General features: G+C 65.2%; 16 protein-coding genes. 8 read left to right on the top strand and 8 right to left on the bottom strand.

The annotated features are described in order from the left end of the window. Positions 1-33 precede the first annotated feature (33 nt). The 6 genes from A9D14_RS02665 to A9D14_RS02640 all read right to left on the bottom strand — a co-directional run bounded on the left by A9D14_RS02665 (position 34) and on the right by A9D14_RS02640 (position 6,427). Complete coding sequence (locus A9D14_RS02665; protein ID WP_066842730.1) at positions 34-1,908, bottom strand: acetyl-CoA carboxylase biotin carboxylase subunit; 1,875 nt, start codon at positions 1,906-1,908, stop codon at positions 34-36. Further along, positions 1,905-2,387 carry a hypothetical protein gene (locus tag A9D14_RS02660; protein ID WP_157668115.1) on the bottom strand — a complete coding sequence of 161 codons (483 nt, stop codon included), beginning with the start codon at positions 2,385-2,387 and terminating at the stop codon, positions 1,905-1,907. The genes A9D14_RS02665 and A9D14_RS02660 overlap by 4 nt, the downstream gene beginning before the upstream one ends. A 17-nt stretch (positions 2,388-2,404) precedes the next feature. Beyond that, positions 2,405-4,012 carry a carboxyl transferase domain-containing protein gene (locus A9D14_RS02655; RefSeq protein ID WP_066842725.1) on the bottom strand — a complete coding sequence of 536 codons (1,608 nt, stop codon included), beginning with the start codon at positions 4,010-4,012 and terminating at the stop codon, positions 2,405-2,407. Further along, complete coding sequence (locus A9D14_RS02650) at positions 4,013-4,291, bottom strand: hypothetical protein (protein ID WP_066842723.1); 279 nt, start codon at positions 4,289-4,291, stop codon at positions 4,013-4,015. It abuts the gene before it with no gap. 15 nt (positions 4,292-4,306) lie between these two features. Next, positions 4,307-5,467, bottom strand: a complete 1,161-nt coding sequence (locus tag A9D14_RS02645) for an isovaleryl-CoA dehydrogenase (RefSeq protein ID WP_066842722.1) — start codon at positions 5,465-5,467, stop codon at positions 4,307-4,309. Between the two features lie 369 nt (positions 5,468-5,836). Continuing rightward, positions 5,837-6,427 carry a response regulator transcription factor gene (locus A9D14_RS02640; RefSeq protein ID WP_157668114.1) on the bottom strand — a complete coding sequence of 197 codons (591 nt, stop codon included), beginning with the start codon at positions 6,425-6,427 and terminating at the stop codon, positions 5,837-5,839. Between the two features lie 200 nt (positions 6,428-6,627). On the opposite strand from A9D14_RS02640, the gene A9D14_RS02635 reads away from it, so the two are divergent. Further along, positions 6,628-6,795 (top strand): LbetaH domain-containing protein, encoded by a 168-nt coding sequence (locus A9D14_RS02635; protein WP_083987556.1) that lies wholly within the window; start codon positions 6,628-6,630, stop codon positions 6,793-6,795. A gap of 14 nt (positions 6,796-6,809) precedes the next feature. On the opposite strand, the gene A9D14_RS02630 is transcribed toward A9D14_RS02635, so the two are convergent. Both A9D14_RS02630 and A9D14_RS02625 read right to left on the bottom strand, forming a co-directional pair. Then, complete coding sequence (locus A9D14_RS02630; RefSeq protein WP_066842721.1) at positions 6,810-7,940, bottom strand: NAD(P)/FAD-dependent oxidoreductase; 1,131 nt, start codon at positions 7,938-7,940, stop codon at positions 6,810-6,812. Then, on the bottom strand, positions 7,940-8,950 hold the full coding sequence (locus A9D14_RS02625) for an alpha/beta fold hydrolase (RefSeq protein ID WP_232468730.1): 1,011 nt from the start codon (positions 8,948-8,950) through the stop codon (positions 7,940-7,942). Before A9D14_RS02625 ends, A9D14_RS02630 begins: the two co-directional genes overlap by 1 nt. Positions 8,951-9,053: 103 nt before the next feature. Between A9D14_RS02625 and A9D14_RS02620 the strand changes: the two genes are divergently transcribed. From A9D14_RS02620 to A9D14_RS02590, 7 genes are all read left to right on the top strand, one after another. Continuing rightward, positions 9,054-9,572: an A24 family peptidase gene (locus A9D14_RS02620; RefSeq protein ID WP_066842720.1), complete on the top strand. Its 519-nt coding sequence runs from the start codon at positions 9,054-9,056 to the stop codon at positions 9,570-9,572. A gap of 101 nt (positions 9,573-9,673) precedes the next feature. Continuing rightward, a complete protein-coding gene (gene cpaB, locus A9D14_RS02615; RefSeq protein ID WP_066842718.1) occupies positions 9,674-10,681 on the top strand; it encodes a Flp pilus assembly protein CpaB in 1,008 nt (335 codons plus the stop codon). Between the two features lie 77 nt (positions 10,682-10,758). Next, on the top strand, positions 10,759-12,285 hold the full coding sequence (locus A9D14_RS02610) for a type II and III secretion system protein family protein (RefSeq protein ID WP_066842715.1): 1,527 nt from the start codon (positions 10,759-10,761) through the stop codon (positions 12,283-12,285). Between the two features lie 26 nt (positions 12,286-12,311). Beyond that, positions 12,312-12,980, top strand: a complete 669-nt coding sequence (locus A9D14_RS02605) for a CpaD family pilus assembly protein (RefSeq protein ID WP_066848004.1) — start codon at positions 12,312-12,314, stop codon at positions 12,978-12,980. Positions 12,981-13,002: 22 nt separating this feature from the next. Then, positions 13,003-14,271, top strand: coding sequence for an AAA family ATPase (locus A9D14_RS02600; RefSeq protein WP_066842713.1), 1,269 nt, complete (start codon positions 13,003-13,005; stop codon positions 14,269-14,271). A gap of 73 nt (positions 14,272-14,344) precedes the next feature. After that, positions 14,345-15,316, top strand: coding sequence for a type II secretion system F family protein (locus A9D14_RS02595; protein ID WP_066842710.1), 972 nt, complete (start codon positions 14,345-14,347; stop codon positions 15,314-15,316). A 24-nt stretch (positions 15,317-15,340) separates the two neighbouring features. Then, positions 15,341-16,327: a type II secretion system F family protein gene (locus A9D14_RS02590; protein WP_066842709.1), complete on the top strand. Its 987-nt coding sequence runs from the start codon at positions 15,341-15,343 to the stop codon at positions 16,325-16,327. The last annotated feature ends 85 nt before the right edge of the window (positions 16,328-16,412 follow it).

Raw genomic sequence — 16,412 nt, 5'->3', positions numbered from 1 at the left:
CCGAAACCCCCGCCCGCTTCAACCCGCGCGGGGCTACTCTTCGCCTGCCTCGATCCGCGCCAGCATCGTCTCCACCTCGACCTGCCCGCCGACGCTGGCCGCCAGATCGCGAACGATGCCGTCGAACGGCGCGGTCAGCGCGTGCTCCATCTTCATGGCTTCCAGCACCATCAGGCGCTGTCCTTCGGTCACGCTGTCCCCCTCTGCCACGTCGAGCGCGATGACCTTGCCCGGCATCGGCGCCAGGATCGCGCCGTCCGCGGCGGAATGGTGACCGCTGCCGCCCGCGCGTGCATGGCGAATGCCGAAGGTCTGGCCGTCCTGCGTCACCATGACGCGGTCGCGGCCCTCGCTCATGCCCATGAACCAGCTTTCGGCGTCGGCCGTATAATCGACGTCGATTTCGGCGCCATTGACCTCCAGCCGCGCCATCAGGCGGGGAGCGGCATTCAGGCGGAAGCCGGGGATGGCGGGCGCGGGCAGCGGCCCTTCCTCCATCAGCTTGCGCGCGGCCCCGCGCAGCACCTCGTCCGACGGCAGCGAGGCGGGCATCAGCGCCTCGCCCTTGCGCTCGATCAGGCCGGTATCCATGTCCGCGGCCACGAAATCCTCGTCCGCCAGCAGCTTCACCAGGAACGCGCCGTTCGTCTTCACCGGCCAGACGCTGGTGCCCATCAGCGAATCGCGCAAAAGCTCGATCGCGTCTTCCCGGTCTTCGGCAAAGGCGATCATCTTGGCGATCATCGGATCATAGAAGGGGGTAATCGCATCACCCTCCTCGACCCCGGTGTCGAGCCGGACGCGAACGTCCTCGGGATTGAACTCGGTCAGCGGGCCGATCGATGGCAGGAACCCATTGCTCGGATCCTCGGCATAGAGCCGCGCCTCGACCGCCCAGCCATTGATCGAAAGCTGGTGCTGCTCCAGCGGGACCGGCTCGCCGCTGGCGACCCGCAGCTGCCATTCGACCAGATCCACGCCAGTGATTTCCTCGGTCACCGGATGTTCGACCTGCAGGCGCGTGTTCATTTCCATGAAGAAGATGCGGTCGGCGCGCAAACCGTCGCTGGCGTCGGCGATGAATTCGATGGTGCCCGCGCCTTCGTAGTCCACTGCCTTCGCGGCTCGAACGGCGGCGGCGCAGATCGCCTCGCGCGTATCCGCGTCCATGCCGGGTGCGGGCGCTTCCTCGATCACCTTCTGGTGGCGGCGCTGCATCGTGCAGTCGCGTTCGAACAGATGAACGACATTGCCGTGGCTGTCGCCGAACACCTGCACCTCGATATGGCGGGGGCTGGTGATCCATTTTTCCAGCAGCACCTCGTCGTTCGAGAAGCTGGCCTTGGCCTCGCGTCGGCAGCTTTCCAGCGCGGCAGCGAAATTCCCGGGTGCATCCACCTTGCGCATGCCCTTGCCGCCGCCGCCCGCGACTGCCTTGATCAGCACGGGATAGCCGATCTTGTCCGCCTCGGCCGACAGGCGCTGGGCCGACTGGTCCTCGCCCTCATAGCCCGGAGTGACGGGCACGCCCGCCTCGCGCATCAGTTTCTTGGCGGCGTCCTTCAGCCCCATGGCGCTGATGCTGGCCGGCTTTGGGCCCACCCAGACCAGCCCTGCATCGATCACAGCCTGCGCGAACGCCGCGTTTTCGGACAGGAAGCCATAGCCGGGATGTATCGCCTCTGAGCCTGTCTGCTTTGCGGCGGCAATGATCCTGTCGCCGACCAGATAGCTTTCGGCGGCAGGCGACGGGCCGATATGCACCGCCTCGTCCGCCATGCGCACATGCAGCGCTTTGGCATCGGCATCGGAATAGACCGCGACCGTCGCCACGCCCAGTTCCCGCGCGGTGCGGATGATACGGCAGGCGATCTCGCCGCGGTTGGCGATAAGCAGTTTCGAGATCATTCGGGACTCTCCGGCGCACCCAGTTCGGCGCAGCGATCGGTCGGTTCGACCGTATAGGACAGGTTGGTGACGCGCCACACACCCAGGCTGCGTGACAGCGAGAGCGAGTTCATGCCGCAATGCGTCTTTTCGCCTTCGATCCAGACCGCATAAGGCGCCCAGACATGCGCCATGTCGCCCCGCTGGAGGACGGTGGGGATGCCCATCTTCTCGGTCAGCTGCTGGTCGCCCGGTGCCGCACGCTCGGTCATGATCGCGTTGGAACGCACGATCAGCTGCGGATCGGCGGTATCCATCAGATTATGGATGAAGATCGTGCCCTCGGGGGAAAGCACCTCGCGAAACTGCTCGCCATCGGCGGTGCCGAGCCGGTCCAACAGCGCGTTGACGGCGACGAGAATGGCGGTGCGGTCGTCACCCTCTTCCGGCGGCGGCACGGCGGCATTCGCGGACATGGCAAGCACCGCTGAGGAAAGCATGGCAAGCACCATGGCCATCACATCCGGAACACGCCGAACGGCGCGCGTTCGGCAATCGGCGCCTCCAGCGAGGCCGAGAGCGCAAGGCCCAGCACGTCACGGGTCTGCGCCGGATCGATAACGCCGTCGTCCCACAGCCGGGCGGTGGCATAATAGGGGTTGCCCTCGTCCTCGTATTTCTGGCGGATTGGGGTCTTGAACGCCTCGGCCTCGTCCTCGCTCCAGGTCGAGGCATCGCGGTGGACCGTGGCAAGCACGCTGGCCGCCTGTTCGCCGCCCATCACGCTGATGCGCGCATTGGGCCAGGTGAACATGAAGCGCGGGGAATAGGCGCGCCCGCACATGCCGTAATTGCCCGCGCCGAAACTGCCGCCGATCACCACGGTGATCTTGGGCACCTGCGCCGTTGCGACAGCGGTGACAAGCTTCGCGCCGTGCTTGGCGATGCCCTCGGCCTCGTACTTGCCGCCGACCATGAAGCCGGAAATGTTCTGCAGGAACAGCAGCGGGATACGGCGCTGGCAGGCCAGTTCGATGAAATGCGCGCCCTTTTGCGCGCTTTCGCTGAACAATACGCCGTTGTTGGCAAGGATCGCCACCGGCATGCCCCAGACATGGGCAAAGCCGCAGACCAGCGTGCTGCCATAGAGCGGCTTGAATTCGTGAAACTCGCTGCCATCGACCAGCCGCGCGATGACCTCGTGCACGTCGTAGGGCGCGCGCACGTCGTCGGGGATGATGGAATAGAGGTCCTCGGCGTCGAACCTGGGCGGTCGGGGTTCGCGGACCGCGATGTCACTGGCGGCGGCGGGGTTCGCGCCCAGATGGCTGACGATGTCGCGCACGATGGTCAGCGCATGCTCGTCGTTCTCGGCCAGGTGGTCGACCACGCCCGACTTGCGTGCATGCAGGTCGCCGCCGCCCAGATCCTCGTCGCTGATGACCTCGCCCGTGGCCGCCTTGACCAGCGGCGGGCCAGCCAGGAAGATCGTGCCCTGTTCGCGCACGATCACGCTCTCGTCGCTCATCGCGGGGACATAGGCGCCGCCCGCGGTGCAGCTTCCCATCACGCAGGCGATCTGGGGAATGCCCATCCCGCTCATGGTCGCCTGGTTGAAGAAGATGCGCCCGAAATGATCGCGGTCGGGAAACACCTCGGCCTGATAGGGCAGATTGGCGCCGCCGCTGTCGACCAGATAGATGCACGGCAGGCGGTTCTCCTGCGCGATCTCCTGCGCGCGAAGATGCTTCTTCACCGTCATCGGATAGTACGAGCCGCCCTTCACGGTGGGATCGTTGGCGGCGATCATCACCTGCCGCCCCGATACGCGGCCGATCCCCGCGATCATCGATGCGCCGCTGACGTCGCCTTCGTACATGCCATTGGCGGCAAGCTGGCCGATCTCCAGAAAGGGAGAACCCGGATCGAGCAGCCGCTCCACCCGTTCGCGCGGGAGCAGCTTGCCGCGCGAGACATGCTTGTCGCGGTGCCGCTGCGGGCCGCCCAGCGCCGCCTCTGCCACTCTGTCCCGCAATTCGTCTGCCAGCCTGCGGTTATAGGCGGCGCGCTGCTTCGCCTCGGGGCCTTCGCGGTCGAGTTTAGACGTCAGGACTGGGGCACTCATCTAGCTCTCGCTCTCCGCTTTCTTCTTCGGCTCGCCCACGATCAGATAGCGATAGACGCCCACCACATTGATCGCCAGCAGCCCTATGTTCTGCCAGCCTATGCCCTCGCCCTCGTCATTGATGAAGCCCCAAAGGATAAGGGCAATCGAACTGGTGACGAAGATGACAAAGGCCCAGCCAGTCAGTTTCACTCCCAGATTGAGCGAGACCAGAAACGCAGCCAGCAAGGCGGCGCCCGCCCCGTAATACTGCAGGGCGTCCAGTGTCGTCTCGCTCATGCAATTACCTCGTGATCAGCTTTTGAGTAGTTCCCGGCCGATCAACATGCGTCGTATCTCATTCGTTCCGGCACCAATGTCCAAAAGCTTGGCGTCGCGCAGATAGCGCTCCACCGGCCAGTCGAGCGTATAGCCTGCCCCGCCCAGCGCCTGCACCGCCTCGTTCGCGGTTCGAAACGCGTTCTCGCTGGCCAGCAGGATCGCTCCCGCCGCGTCAAAACGCGTCGTCTGGCCTTCGTCGCAGGCGCGCGCCACGGCATAGGAATAGGACCGCGCCGACTGCAGCGCGACATACATGTCGGCCAGCTTGGCCTGCATCAGCTGGAACGATCCGATCGGTTTTCCGAACTGCTCCCGCTCGCGCAGATAGGGGATCACCGTGTCGAGGCATGCCTGCATGATGCCAAGCTGCACGCCCGACAGCACCACCCGCTCGTAATCGAGGCCGCTCATCAGCACTTTGACGCCTTCGCCGACGCCCGCCATCACGTTCTCGTCCGGTACGAAGCAGTCGTCGAACACCAGCTCTGCCGTGGGCGATCCGCGCATGCCCATCTTCTCGATCTTCTGGCCGATCGAGAAACCGGCGAAATCCTTCTCGATCAGGAAGGTCGTGATGCCGCGGGCGCCCGCGTCCGCATCGGTCTTGGCATAGACGACCAGCACGTCGGCAAAGGGCGCGTTGGTGATCCAGAACTTGGTGCCGTTCAGCTTCCAGCCGCCATCGACCCTGTCGGCGCGCAGCTTCATCGACACGACATCGCTGCCCGCGCCTGCCTCGCTCATCGCCAGGCTGCCGACATGCTCGCCGCTGACCAGCCCGGGCAGGTACTTGTCCTTCTGCGCGTCCGAGGCCCAGCGGTGGATCTGGTTCACGCAAAGGTTGGAATGCGCGCCATAGGACAGGCCGACCGACGCGCTGGCGCGGGACACTTCCTCGACCGCGATCAGATGTTCCAGATAGCCAAGGCCCAGCCCGCCCCACTGCTCGCCCACGGTGATGCCGTGCAGGCCAAGCTCGCCCATCGGCTTCCACAATTCGCGCGGGAAGACATCCTGCCTGTCCGTCTTCTCGGCAAGCGGGGCAATCTGCTCGTCGGCGAAGCGCGACACCGTCTCGCGGATCATGTCGGCAGTTTCGCCCAGGGCGAAATCGAAATCGGGGGTCGCGCGCATAGAATCCTCTTTCCCCTGCTCTCTTCGCGGCAGGAATGTCCGATGTCCCGTAGTGTCAGACAGGGGATGGTTTCAACTGAAAACAGGAATCGCATGCAGCGGCGCAAGCAGGTCATTTTGCAGCATCGCCGCCGGCTAGCCGCCGCGCGACGACGGAATTGCATCGCACCGGTTCACGCGAAAACGACATTTGCTTTCACCCCGAAGTCTTATCAACGAGGCGCCGAGAGACTGGCTTTGTAATGCAGATAATTAGGCATGGTGGCCCAATGAGTCTAAAACGCCAATCCTCGCCGATAACCCGATCAATATATAATAAGAAATTTACTCTGTTTTCTCGGCATATACACGACTGTGATAGAGACTTATTTAACGCTGTTGTTGACTCAATCCTCCTTGGAGACAGATTCGTATAGCATCCGCCACCGACCGCGCATTGATTTTTTTGAATGCTTTGGACCGATGGATTTCGACAGTACGAGGGCTAAGATCCAGAACTCTCGCAGTGCTTTTATTGGAATGGCCTTCCGCGGCCAAAGACAGCACCTCACGCTCGCGCGGACTCAGATATGCAAGCAGTTCCAACGCCTCAGTACGCGCCTTCAACTCTTGGGTCAAAGTTTGTTCTAGATGCTCGGAGTTGCGCAAAAGATCAACGAGCTTCGCCTTTGAAATAGGCCAACTCATGTAATCGAAGGCACCCTCCAGCATCGCACGAACTACACGAGCAAGGGCAGGCTCGTCAGAATAAATGCTAACAGGAAGGCCGGTCTTTTCCATCAGCCTAATTACGTCACCCTGGCCTGTATCTGTTCCGAAAGTATCATGATCAGCAGTTATAAAGCCGGAAATTAGGGCTCGTGCACATAGCTCATCTTCACTTTCGTATATTTCGGCATGAGCTCCGGCTTCGTTAAGAGCTCGGGCAAGTTGCGCCCTTCGAAGGGGGTTCGCATCCAATACATGTACCCTAACCCTTCTCATTTCTACGACCTTCAACCTCAATATTGTGACGAAACCTTAGCTCATCATATTATCGATTTCCGCCTTAATTTAAGGATTAAAGGAATGGTTAAAGTTTAAATAAGCGCCTGTATCCCCGAAGATTCTTAGGAGGCGTAAAGATATCAAATTGCTTCATCGGCTGCCGAAGCATCATCATGCCCGGCGTGCGCGTGGGTCCCAATGCGGTCGTGGCCGCCGGGTCGGTGGTGACAAGGGACGTGCCGCCGAACACGATCGTCGCGGGCAACCCCGCCAGGATCATTCGCGAAAATATCCGGGTCCGCCAATATGGCGAATTCGTCAAGCCCGCCGCGGACGACTAGTCCAAGGCCGCCAGTCAGAACCGTGCCGCGCTGAACGGAGCGGGATCGACGCCCCTGCCCGGCCCCACCGGATCGCGGCCAAGCAGCATGGCGGCGGCCATGTCGGCGGCGGCGGGCGATGTCTGGATGCCGAAGCCGCCCTGCCCCGCGCACCAGAAAAAGCCCGGCACCCGCGGATCGAAGCCATAGACCGGCGCGCGATCGGGCGCGAAGCTGCGCAGCCCGGCCCATTTGCGCTCCACCGCTTCCACGTTCCAGTCGACCGCCTGCTCCAGCCGCTCGACCGCCAGCGCGACGTCGATCTCGTCGGGCGCGGCATCGCAGGCGGGCGACGGCGTCTCGTCATGCGGGCTGAGCCACAGGCGCCCGTTCTCGGGCTTGAAATAGAATGTCCCCCCGATGTCGAGCACCAGCGGAAGATCGGCCGGCGCGGGCGGCTGGCAGCGCAACTGCACGACGGTTCGGCGCAGCGGCGCGATGCCGATGGGCTGCGCGCCCGCGATCCGGGCCACCTCGTCGGCCCACGCCCCCGCCGCATTGACGATCACCCGCGCCCGCAATGTCTCGCCATCCGTCAGAGCCAGCCGCCATTCGCCCGCTTCGCGCTGCGCGGCGACCAGCCTTGCGCGGGTCCGCAGGCGGGCGCCCCCGGCTTTGGCCTCGGCCAGGAAATGCGCGTGCAAGGCGGCCACGTCGATGTCGGCGCATGCTTCGCTCCACGTGCCCAGCACCCATTCGGGCCGCAGCCCCGGCACCAGCCTGGCCACGGCGTCGCGCCCAAGCCGCTCGATCCGGGCGCCCAGCGCGCGAAACTGGTCGATGAAGGCGTCGATGGCGCCCTCGTCCCGCTGCCTTCCGATATGCAAGACGCCGCGCTGCGTCAGGAATCCGCCCTCGCGCAAAAAGGGTCCGCTGGCGGCGGTCAGCGGGAAGATCTTTGGCCCGCCATAGGTTTCCTCCCAGAACGCGGCGGAGCGGCCCGTCGCGTGATAGCCGGGCGCATCCTCCGCCTCGAGCAGCACGACCGATGTCTCGCCCGCCCCTTGGCCCACTCCGCGGCCCACTCCGGAGCCTGCAAGGCTGGCGGCAAGGCTGGCGCCCGCCATGCCCGCGCCGATGATCGCGATGTCGCAGCTATCCCCCATCAGCGGCCTTCTACAGCGAGTTGCTCCGCAAGAAAGGCGTCGATCCTTGCCAGCGCCCGGCCTCTCACTTCATCGCCCTCGCGCAGGATCTCATGCGCGGCCTCTGCCCCGAATTCCAGCAGCCGGGCATCGGGCAGCAGGCGCACGGCGCGGCGGATGGCGCGGGCGCTGACCAGCCGGTCCGCGCTGGTAGAGACGATCAGCACCGGCAGCGTCACCCTTGCCAGCATGTCGGCACGGGCGGTCCGGCGCATCGATTCGGCAGCACGCTCGACCCAGCCCCAGCTCGGCGCGCCCAGCCGTAATTGCGGGCGCTCCTCGCGCCAGAACAGCTCGTCCTCGTACCGCGAGACGTCGTGCGTCAGGATGCCCTGCCGCGCCCCGGCCGCCTGACCCGGCTTTTCGCCCATCTTCCAGGCGGGCCGGCTGACCGGGCCCAGCGCAGCCATGATACGCGCCGCGCCATGCCACATCCAAGGCGCCAGCGGCGGTCCGGCAAAGCCCAGCATCGGCGCAACCAGCACCAGCGCCCGCGGATCCACCGCCCGCTCCGCCACAGCGCGCAGCGCGAGTTGCCCGCCCATCGAGTGGCCGATCAGGACGTGCTTGCCGCAAGGTGGACGATTCGCGCCCGACTCGGCCTTCCAGTCGCGCCAGAAGCCGCGCAGATCGTCGATCCAGTGCGTGAAATCGCCGATGTGCCCGGTCGCGTCATCGTCGCCCAGCCGCCCCGACCCGCCCTGTCCGCGCCAGTCGATCGCGGTGACCTGCCAGCCCTGGCCGAACCAGTATTCCAGCGTCTCCAGATATTTCTCATACGCATCGCCGCGCCCGCCCAGGAACAGCAGGGAGCCGCGCGATTCCGCGGGCCGGCGCCAGTCGATGCGCCGGATTTCATGCCCGTCGGGGGCTTTCCAGACCGATTCGCGCGCATGGCCGGGAATGGCGCGGCGGGCCGCTGCCGGATCGGCCGATGACAGGCGGGACAGGTCGGATGAGAACTGGGTCAAGGACGCGGGTTCACTTTGGGTAACGGCATCTTCGCGGGCATGGTTACTGTTTGGTAAGTCCTGCCCTCTAGACCGGCCCGTGATCAGGGGGAACCGGTTGGACATGAACACGCAACTCATCGCTTACGGACTGCTTGCCGCCTTGGCAATCGCGGTGCTGTACGCAGGCATCACCGACCTGCGCCGCCGGAAGATCACCAATCGGCTGACCGGTACGATCGCCATCGCCGCTCCGCTGTTCTGGTGGGCGAGCGGGCTCTCGCCATGGCCGGGAATCGCGGTCCAGCTGGCGCTGGCGGCGGGCTGGTTCGCGTTCGGTGCCCTGCTTTTCGAGATCCGCCAGATGGGCGGCGGCGACGTGAAGCTGTTCACCGCGCTCGCGCTGTGGCTCGAACCTTCGCTGTTCATGATGGTGGTGCTGCTGACCATGGCGGTCAACGGCATCGCGACCCTGATCGTGCTGCGCGGCGTACGCCGTGCCCGGCGCGAGGGGCGGACCGTGGAGGCGCGCGCCACGCCCTATGGCGTGTCGGCCGCGCTGGCGATGCTGGTGATGTTCGCGGTCCGCTACGGCCCGGACATCGAGACGGTACTTTCGGGAAGTTCTGCGAATTTTGCGTGATGAGCGGGTCGCCTTGACCTGATTTTAACCATTGCCGGTGAGTCTGGCAGCACGATGGGGGCAAGAATCCCCGATCCGATTGACGAAGGGGCTTTGGAGCCATGGACAAGAAGAAGCTGATCCTGCTGGCATTCGCGCTGGTCGTCGCGGTGGGGACCGCGCTGATGGCACGCAGCATGTTCGCCGGGGGCACCGCCCCCCAGGCAGAGGCCGCAGTGGCCGAGCCCGAAGGCCCGCGCGTGCTGGTCGCCCAGCGTGCGCTGCCCGTCGGAACGATCATCACCGCCGATGCGCTGCAGTTCAAGATGTGGCCCAAGGAGATGGTGCAGGACGTCTACTTCGTCGAGGGCCAGGCTGACATGCAGAAGCTGCTCGGTACCGTCGCGCGCTTCCCCGTCACCGCCGGCCAGCCGCTTACCAAGGGCACGCTGGTCCAGCCGGGCGACCGCGGCTTCCTGGCCGCTGCGCTGGGGCCGGGCATGCGCGCCGTGACGGTCACCGTGTCGGAAAAGACCGGCGTGGCGGGCTTCGTGTTCCCGGGCGACCGCGTCGACCTGCTGCTGACGCAGGCCATCGGCGGCGGCCGCGACGAACCCGGCTTCAACGCGACGGAAACCGTGCTGCGCAACCTGCGCGTCTTGGCCACCGACCAGTCGACCGAGACCGAGCAGGTCGAGGGCAAGACCGTGGTGAAGAGCTTCCGCACCGTGACGCTGGAAGCCACGCCGCGCATCGCCGAAAAGATCTATGTCGCCCAGGAAGTCGGCACGCTTTCGCTGGCCCTGCGCTCGATCGCCGACAACCGCGCCGAACTCGACCGCGCCATCGCCTCGGGCGAGGTGGTCGTGCCCGATGGCGCCACGCCCGAAGAGGAAGAGGAAATCCTGCAGCTGGCGATGAACCGCCCACAGGAAGGCCGAACCACCTTCCAGACCGGCGGCGACGTCTCGCGCTTCCAGTCGCGCTACATGCCCAGCCAGAGCCGGGGCGCGGATCCCGCGCCGGTCGCCAGCGGCACGGCACCTGCTGCTGCCGCCGTCCGGCCCAGCGGACCGACCGTCCGCGTCAGCCGCGGCAACAACACCGTCATCGTGCCGGCCGGGAAGTGACCAGCCAGCGCTGCAGGGACGGGAGCAGACACGCCGTGACCAAGAACCGCACTATCATGTCCAAGGGGGGACATAGCATGAAACGCCGCCTGCTTTCGGGCCTCGCGCTCGCTGCCACAGCCCTGGCGCCGATCGGCCTGCCGGGCACCGCGACCATCGCCGCTGCGCAGACGATGCCGGCGCCCTCCGACCAGATCCTGCTGTCGATCGGGCGCGGCCAGCTGGTGAACGTGGGCGGCCGCATGGCCGACATCTTCATCGCCGACGACAGCGTCGCCGACGTGCAGGTGAAGTCGACCAACCAGATCTACCTGTTCGGCAAGTCGGGCGGCGAGACGACGGTCTATGCCAGCGACGCGGCGGGCGCGATCATCTGGTCGGCCAATATCCGCGTGGGCACCAACATCGACAGCATCGACCAGATGCTCGGTCTCGCCATGCCAGAGGCGAAAATCTCGACCGCGACCATGAACAACACGGTGCTGCTGACCGGCACCGTCGCCGCGCCCGAAGACGCGGCAGAGGCCGAGCGCCTCGTCTCCGCCTTCGTGGGCGACGGGACGAACGTGATCAGCCGCCTGAAGCTGGCTACCCCGCTGCAGGTGAATCTGCAGGTGCGCTTCGCCGAAGTCAGCCGCACGCTGGTCCGCGCCATCGGCGTGAACCTGGCGTCACTCGACTCCACCGGTGGCTTCAAGTTCGGCGTCACACAAGGCCGTGGGGGCTTTGTGAACCCCTATGGACCTGGCGCACCTCTGGGAACTGGATTCAACAAGCTTGGCGGCGACATCGACGCCAGCCTCGTCACCGGCAGTGGCGGCGGCAGCACGATTGCCGGCTTCGGCAGGTTCCTAGGCCTCGACCTTGCAGGCGCACTCGACCTTGGTGAGCAGGACGGCCTCGTCACCACGCTGGCGCAGCCGAACCTTACCGCGCTGTCGGGCGAAACGGCCGAGTTCCTGGCGGGCGGCGAATTCCCGATCCCGATGAGCCAGGGCTTGGGCACCGTCGCCATCGAATACAAGAAATACGGCGTCAGCCTGGCCTATACGCCCACGGTGCTGGCCAATGGCCGCATCTCGATCCGCGTCCGTCCGGAGGTTTCGGAACTCTCGAGCGCGGGTTCGGTCACGCTGGAAGGCTTCGAGGTCCCCGCCCTCACCACCCGCCGCGCGGAAACGACGGTTGAACTGGGTTCGGGCCAGAGCTTCATGATCGGCGGCCTGCTGTCGAACTATTCGAACCAGACCATCGACAAGACGCCGGGCGCCGGCGACCTGCCGATCCTGGGCAATCTGTTCCGCTCCACCAGCTTCCGCCGCGGCGAGACCGAGCTGGTGATCGTGGTCACGCCCTATCTGGTCAAGCCGGTGGACGCCAAGGACATCGCGCTGCCCACCGATGGCTACAAGAACCCCACGGTCCTGGGCCAGCTGCTGGGCATGCAGTTCGATGGCGAAACCGGCGGCGAACGCCGTCCGATGCCCCGCGCCAGCGAGGCGGCCCCGACCGGTCCGGTCGTCGGTATGAACGATGTTCCGCAGCAATCCGCCCCGGTTCGCAGCGCCGATGCCGGCGACGCCAAGCCCGGCTTCAACTTCTGACAGACGGGAGCAGCAGAGTGACCAAGATGATCAAGACCATCACTGCGCGAAAGGCGGCCAGCGCCGCGCTTCTGCTCGGCGCCGCGGCTGGCCTGGCAGGCTGCGTCGGCGGCGTGTCTTCCAATCGCACGCTTTACTCCGAACACCAGCCGGTCGTGTCGCGCACGAATTATGTGTTCGACGTGATGACCAGCGCATCCGGGGTTCCGATCGGCGAACAGAGCCGGCTGGCCGGCTGGTGGGAAGCCATGGACATTTCCTATGGCGACAAGGTTTCGGTCGATACCGCCAATATCGGCCCCGCCGCGCGCGCGGACCTGATGGCGCTGGCCGACCGGCAGGGCATCATCCTTGCCGAATCCCCGCCCGTCACCGAAGGCCAGACCGGCCCCGGCGTAGCCCGCGTGGTCGTCACGCGCAGCATCGCCGCGGTCGAGAACTGCCCGATGTGGACCGACAAGACCGACTTCAATCCGAACAACGCCACCAGCGACGGCTATGGCTGCGCGGTCAACGCCAATCTCGCCGCGATGGTTGCCAATCCCGAGGACCTGCTGACCGGCCAGAAGGGCACCGGCGAAACCGTGGTGATGAGCTCGACGAAGGCCATCGACAGCTATCGCCAACAGGCGCCCACCGGCGAAGGCGGCCTGCCCACGATATCAACCCAGCAGGGCGGCGGCGGCGGCAGCTAACGGATCGCGAAGGAGAAATAAGATGAACCAGATGTCATCCGGAATGAGCGAGCGCGATGCGTTTGCCGCCTTCGTCAGCGACGAAGCCACCATGGAAGTGGTCCGCACCACCGTCTCGAACCTCGCCATGCCGCATGAGAAGTGCAACATGGGCGGGCTTCGCAACGCGGTGCAGACGCTTTCGGTCTCGGCCAGCCCGCAGATCCTGCTGGTCGACCTGTCCGAATGCGGCGACCCGCTGTCCGACATCAACGCCCTGGCCGAGGTTTGCGAACCCGGCACGGTGGTGATCGCGGTCGGCCAGATCAACGACGTGCGCCTTTACCGCGACCTCACCGCCAGCGGGCTGCAGGACTATCTGCTCAAGCCGCTGAGCGAGGAGGCCTTGCGCGATTCGCTGCTGCAGGCCCAAAGCGTGCTCAGCGCGCCGCGGCACAATCCCGATGCGGCGGCCGCGCGCAATCATGTCATCACCGCAGTGGTCGGCACGCGCGGCGGCGTCGGCGCCTCGACCATCGCGACCTCGCTCGCCTGGCTGTTCAGCGCCGAGCACAAGCTGCCGACGGCGCTGCTCGACCTCGACGTGCATTTCGGCACCGGCGCGCTTACGATGGACCTCGAACCGGGACGCGGCCTGTCCGACGCGATCGAGAACCCCTCGCGCATCGACGGGCTGTTCATCGAACGCGCGATGGTGCGAGCGAACGACAATCTGTCAGTCCTGTCTTCCGAAGCGCCGATCCATTCGCCGCTGATGACCGACGGCAGCGCCTTCGTGCAGCTTGAGGAAGAGTTCCGGCAGGCCTTCGACATGACAGTCGTCGACCTGCCGCGCAACATGCTGATCAACTTTCCGCACGTGCTGGCCGACGCCGATGTCTTCGTGCTGGCGACCGAGCTGACACTGTCGGGCGCGCGCGATGCGATCCGCATCCTGTCATGGGTCGCGACCAATGCCTCGCACATGAAGCCGATCGTGGTCGCCAACAAGATCACCAGCGGCGCGGGCGAAATCAGCAAGTCCGATTTCGAAGCCTCGATCGAGCGCAAGATCGATTATTTGATGCCGATGGACATCAAGACCGCGACCCAGGCCGCCAAGGTCGGGCAGGTCTTCGTCGAGGCAAACCGCGCCAGCAAGGCATCCGCCGTGCTGCGCGATCTTGGCCGCAGTATCATGGCGGTCAACGGCGACGATGCGGCACCCATTGGGGGCAATGCCGGCGGCGGATCCCTGATGGAGAAGTTCGGCCTTGGCTCGATGAAGGCCAAGACCAGGCAGAAGGCCTGATGCATGCGTCCCTGCCCCGGTCGGGGCGGGGACCGCGCATCAGTTTGATTTAGCGTACCGGAGGTTCACGGCGATGCAGTTAGCGCAGATTTTCATTGTCGTCATCGGCATGATGCTGGTGTTGGGCATCGCCTTTTTCGCCCTCTACGGTTCGGGATCCTCGCGCCAGCAGGCCAAGCGCCTGCAGCAGATCCGCTACCGCCACTCGCAAAGCGCCGAAGCGCGGGTCGAGGCGCAGCTGAAGAAGGCAATCTCGGCGCGCAAGCCGCGCGTGCGCCATGCGGCAGGTTCCGATTCCAAGATCGCGGCGCTGGCACTGCGCCTGCATCGCACCGGCAAGAACTGGACGGTCGCGAACTATTTCTACGTGTCGGGCGGCCTCGCGCTGGCCGCCGCGGTGGCAATCCTGATCAAGACCGGCGCCCCGCTGCTGGCGCTCGCGGGAGGAGCGGTGCTCGGCATGGGGCTGCCGCATTTCATCGTCGGCCGCCAGATCAAGAAGCGCCTCGCCATGTTCAATGCGCGCTTTCCCGATGGGATCGACCTGCTGGTCCGCGGCCTGCGCTCGGGCCTTCCGGTTACCGAGACGCTGGCGGTGGTCTCGACCGAGATCCCCGGCCCGGTGGGCGAGGAATTCAAGGCGATCACCGACCGCGTGAAGGTCGGCAAGTCGCTCGACGATTCGCTGCAGGAAACGGCCGACCGGCTGGACATTCCCGAATTCAAGTTCTTCTGCATCTCGCTCGCCATCCAGCGCGAGACGGGCGGCAATTTGGCGGAAACGCTCGCCAACCTGGCCGACGTGCTGCGCAAGCGCATCCAGATGCGCCTGAAGATCCGCGCGATGAGCTCGGAAGCCAAGGCATCGGCCTATATCGTCGGCGCCCTGCCCTTCCTGGTGTTCACGATCGTCTACATCCTCAATCCCGAATATCTCGGCGGCTTCTTCGTCGACGAACGCCTGATGGTCGCCGGCATGTTCGGACTGTGCTGGATCAGCATCGGCGCCTTCGTCATGTTCAAGATGGTCAATTTCGAGATCTGATCGGGAAAAGGCACGAGACTTATCATGCAGACAACCGGCCCCACCCTTCTCGGCGTTGATGTCATCCTCGTCGGATCGATCCTGGCAGGGATCGCGGCGCTCGCCACCATGATGGCGATCTATGCCGCGCTGACCGTGCGCGACCCGATGGCCAAGCGCGTCAAGTCGCTGAACGCTCGGCGCGAGGAACTGAAGCTCGGCCTGATGACCGAAGCGCAGGTCAAGCGCCGAACGCTGCGCCGCAAGACGGACATGACCGACAAGGTGCGCGACTATCTCGCCCGCTTCTCGATGCTGCAGGACAGCCAGATCAAGGAGATCGAGCAGAAGCTGATGCAGGCCGGCATCCGCCGCAAGGAACTGGCCTATGTCGTCGTCGCCGCGCGGCTGGTCCTACCGATCGTGTTCGGCCTGTTCGCGGCAATAATGGTCTACTGGACCGATACCTATCCCGACTGGGGCCCGATGAAGCGCCTCGCCGCCTTCGCGGCCAGCCTGGCAGCGGGCTATTACGGCCCGGGCATCTATCTGAAGAACATCGTCAACAAGCGCACCGACGCGATCCGCAAGGGGCTTCCCGATGCACTCGACCTGCTGGTCATCTGCGCCGAAGCGGGCCTGACCGTCGACTCCGCCTTCAACCGCGTCGCCCGCGAACTGGGCCGCGCCTATCCCGAGCTGGCCGACGAATTCGCGCTGACCTCGATCGAGATGTCCTTCCTGACCGAGCGCCGGATGGCGTTCGAAAACCTGGCCTATCGGGTCAATCTGGAAGCGATGAAGGGCGTGACCACGACCATGGTGCAGACCGAACGCTATGGCACGCCGCTCGCCTCGGCGCTGCGCGTGCTGTCGGCCGAATTCCGCAACGAACGCATGATGCGCGCCGAGGAAAAGGCCGCGCGCCTGCCCGCCATCATGACCGTGCCGCTGATCCTGTTCATCCTGCCGGTGCTGTTCATCGTGATCCTGGGCCCCGCGGCCTGCTCGATCTCGGACGCGATGCTCTAGGGGGCCCGGGCGACCGGCGAGTAAAAGGGCGGCTCCGGACCAACCGGCGCCGCCCCTATCCTAGCGTTGATCGAAGCGCGAAACG

It is taken from the genome of Croceicoccus marinus, assembly GCF_001661675.2.
GTDB lineage: Bacteria > Pseudomonadota > Alphaproteobacteria > Sphingomonadales > Sphingomonadaceae > Croceicoccus > Croceicoccus marinus.
This window is presented reverse-complemented; position numbering and strand designations above follow the sequence as displayed.

What these genes read in the sequence shown, in the direction of transcription:
- A9D14_RS02620 (WP_066842720.1), top strand. Translation starts at nt 9,054, where the DNA reads ATGAACACGCAACTCATCGCTTACGGACTGCTTGCCGCCTTGGCAATC.
- A9D14_RS02645 (WP_066842722.1), bottom strand. Translation starts at nt 5,467, where the DNA reads ATGCGCGCGACCCCCGATTTCGATTTCGCCCTGGGCGAAACTGCCGAC.
- A9D14_RS02635 (WP_083987556.1), top strand. Translation starts at nt 6,628, where the DNA reads ATGCCCGGCGTGCGCGTGGGTCCCAATGCGGTCGTGGCCGCCGGGTCG.
- A9D14_RS02600 (WP_066842713.1), top strand. Translation starts at nt 13,003, where the DNA reads ATGAACCAGATGTCATCCGGAATGAGCGAGCGCGATGCGTTTGCCGCC.
- A9D14_RS02610 (WP_066842715.1), top strand. Translation starts at nt 10,759, where the DNA reads ATGAAACGCCGCCTGCTTTCGGGCCTCGCGCTCGCTGCCACAGCCCTG.
- cpaB (WP_066842718.1), top strand. Translation starts at nt 9,674, where the DNA reads ATGGACAAGAAGAAGCTGATCCTGCTGGCATTCGCGCTGGTCGTCGCG.
- A9D14_RS02605 (WP_066848004.1), top strand. Translation starts at nt 12,312, where the DNA reads ATGATCAAGACCATCACTGCGCGAAAGGCGGCCAGCGCCGCGCTTCTG.
- A9D14_RS02665 (WP_066842730.1), bottom strand. Translation starts at nt 1,908, where the DNA reads ATGATCTCGAAACTGCTTATCGCCAACCGCGGCGAGATCGCCTGCCGT.
- A9D14_RS02590 (WP_066842709.1), top strand. Translation starts at nt 15,341, where the DNA reads ATGCAGACAACCGGCCCCACCCTTCTCGGCGTTGATGTCATCCTCGTC.
- A9D14_RS02630 (WP_066842721.1), bottom strand. Translation starts at nt 7,940, where the DNA reads ATGGGGGATAGCTGCGACATCGCGATCATCGGCGCGGGCATGGCGGGC.
- A9D14_RS02660 (WP_157668115.1), bottom strand. Translation starts at nt 2,387, where the DNA reads ATGCTTTCCTCAGCGGTGCTTGCCATGTCCGCGAATGCCGCCGTGCCG.
- A9D14_RS02595 (WP_066842710.1), top strand. Translation starts at nt 14,345, where the DNA reads ATGCAGTTAGCGCAGATTTTCATTGTCGTCATCGGCATGATGCTGGTG.
- A9D14_RS02655 (WP_066842725.1), bottom strand. Translation starts at nt 4,012, where the DNA reads ATGAGTGCCCCAGTCCTGACGTCTAAACTCGACCGCGAAGGCCCCGAG.
- A9D14_RS02650 (WP_066842723.1), bottom strand. Translation starts at nt 4,291, where the DNA reads ATGAGCGAGACGACACTGGACGCCCTGCAGTATTACGGGGCGGGCGCC.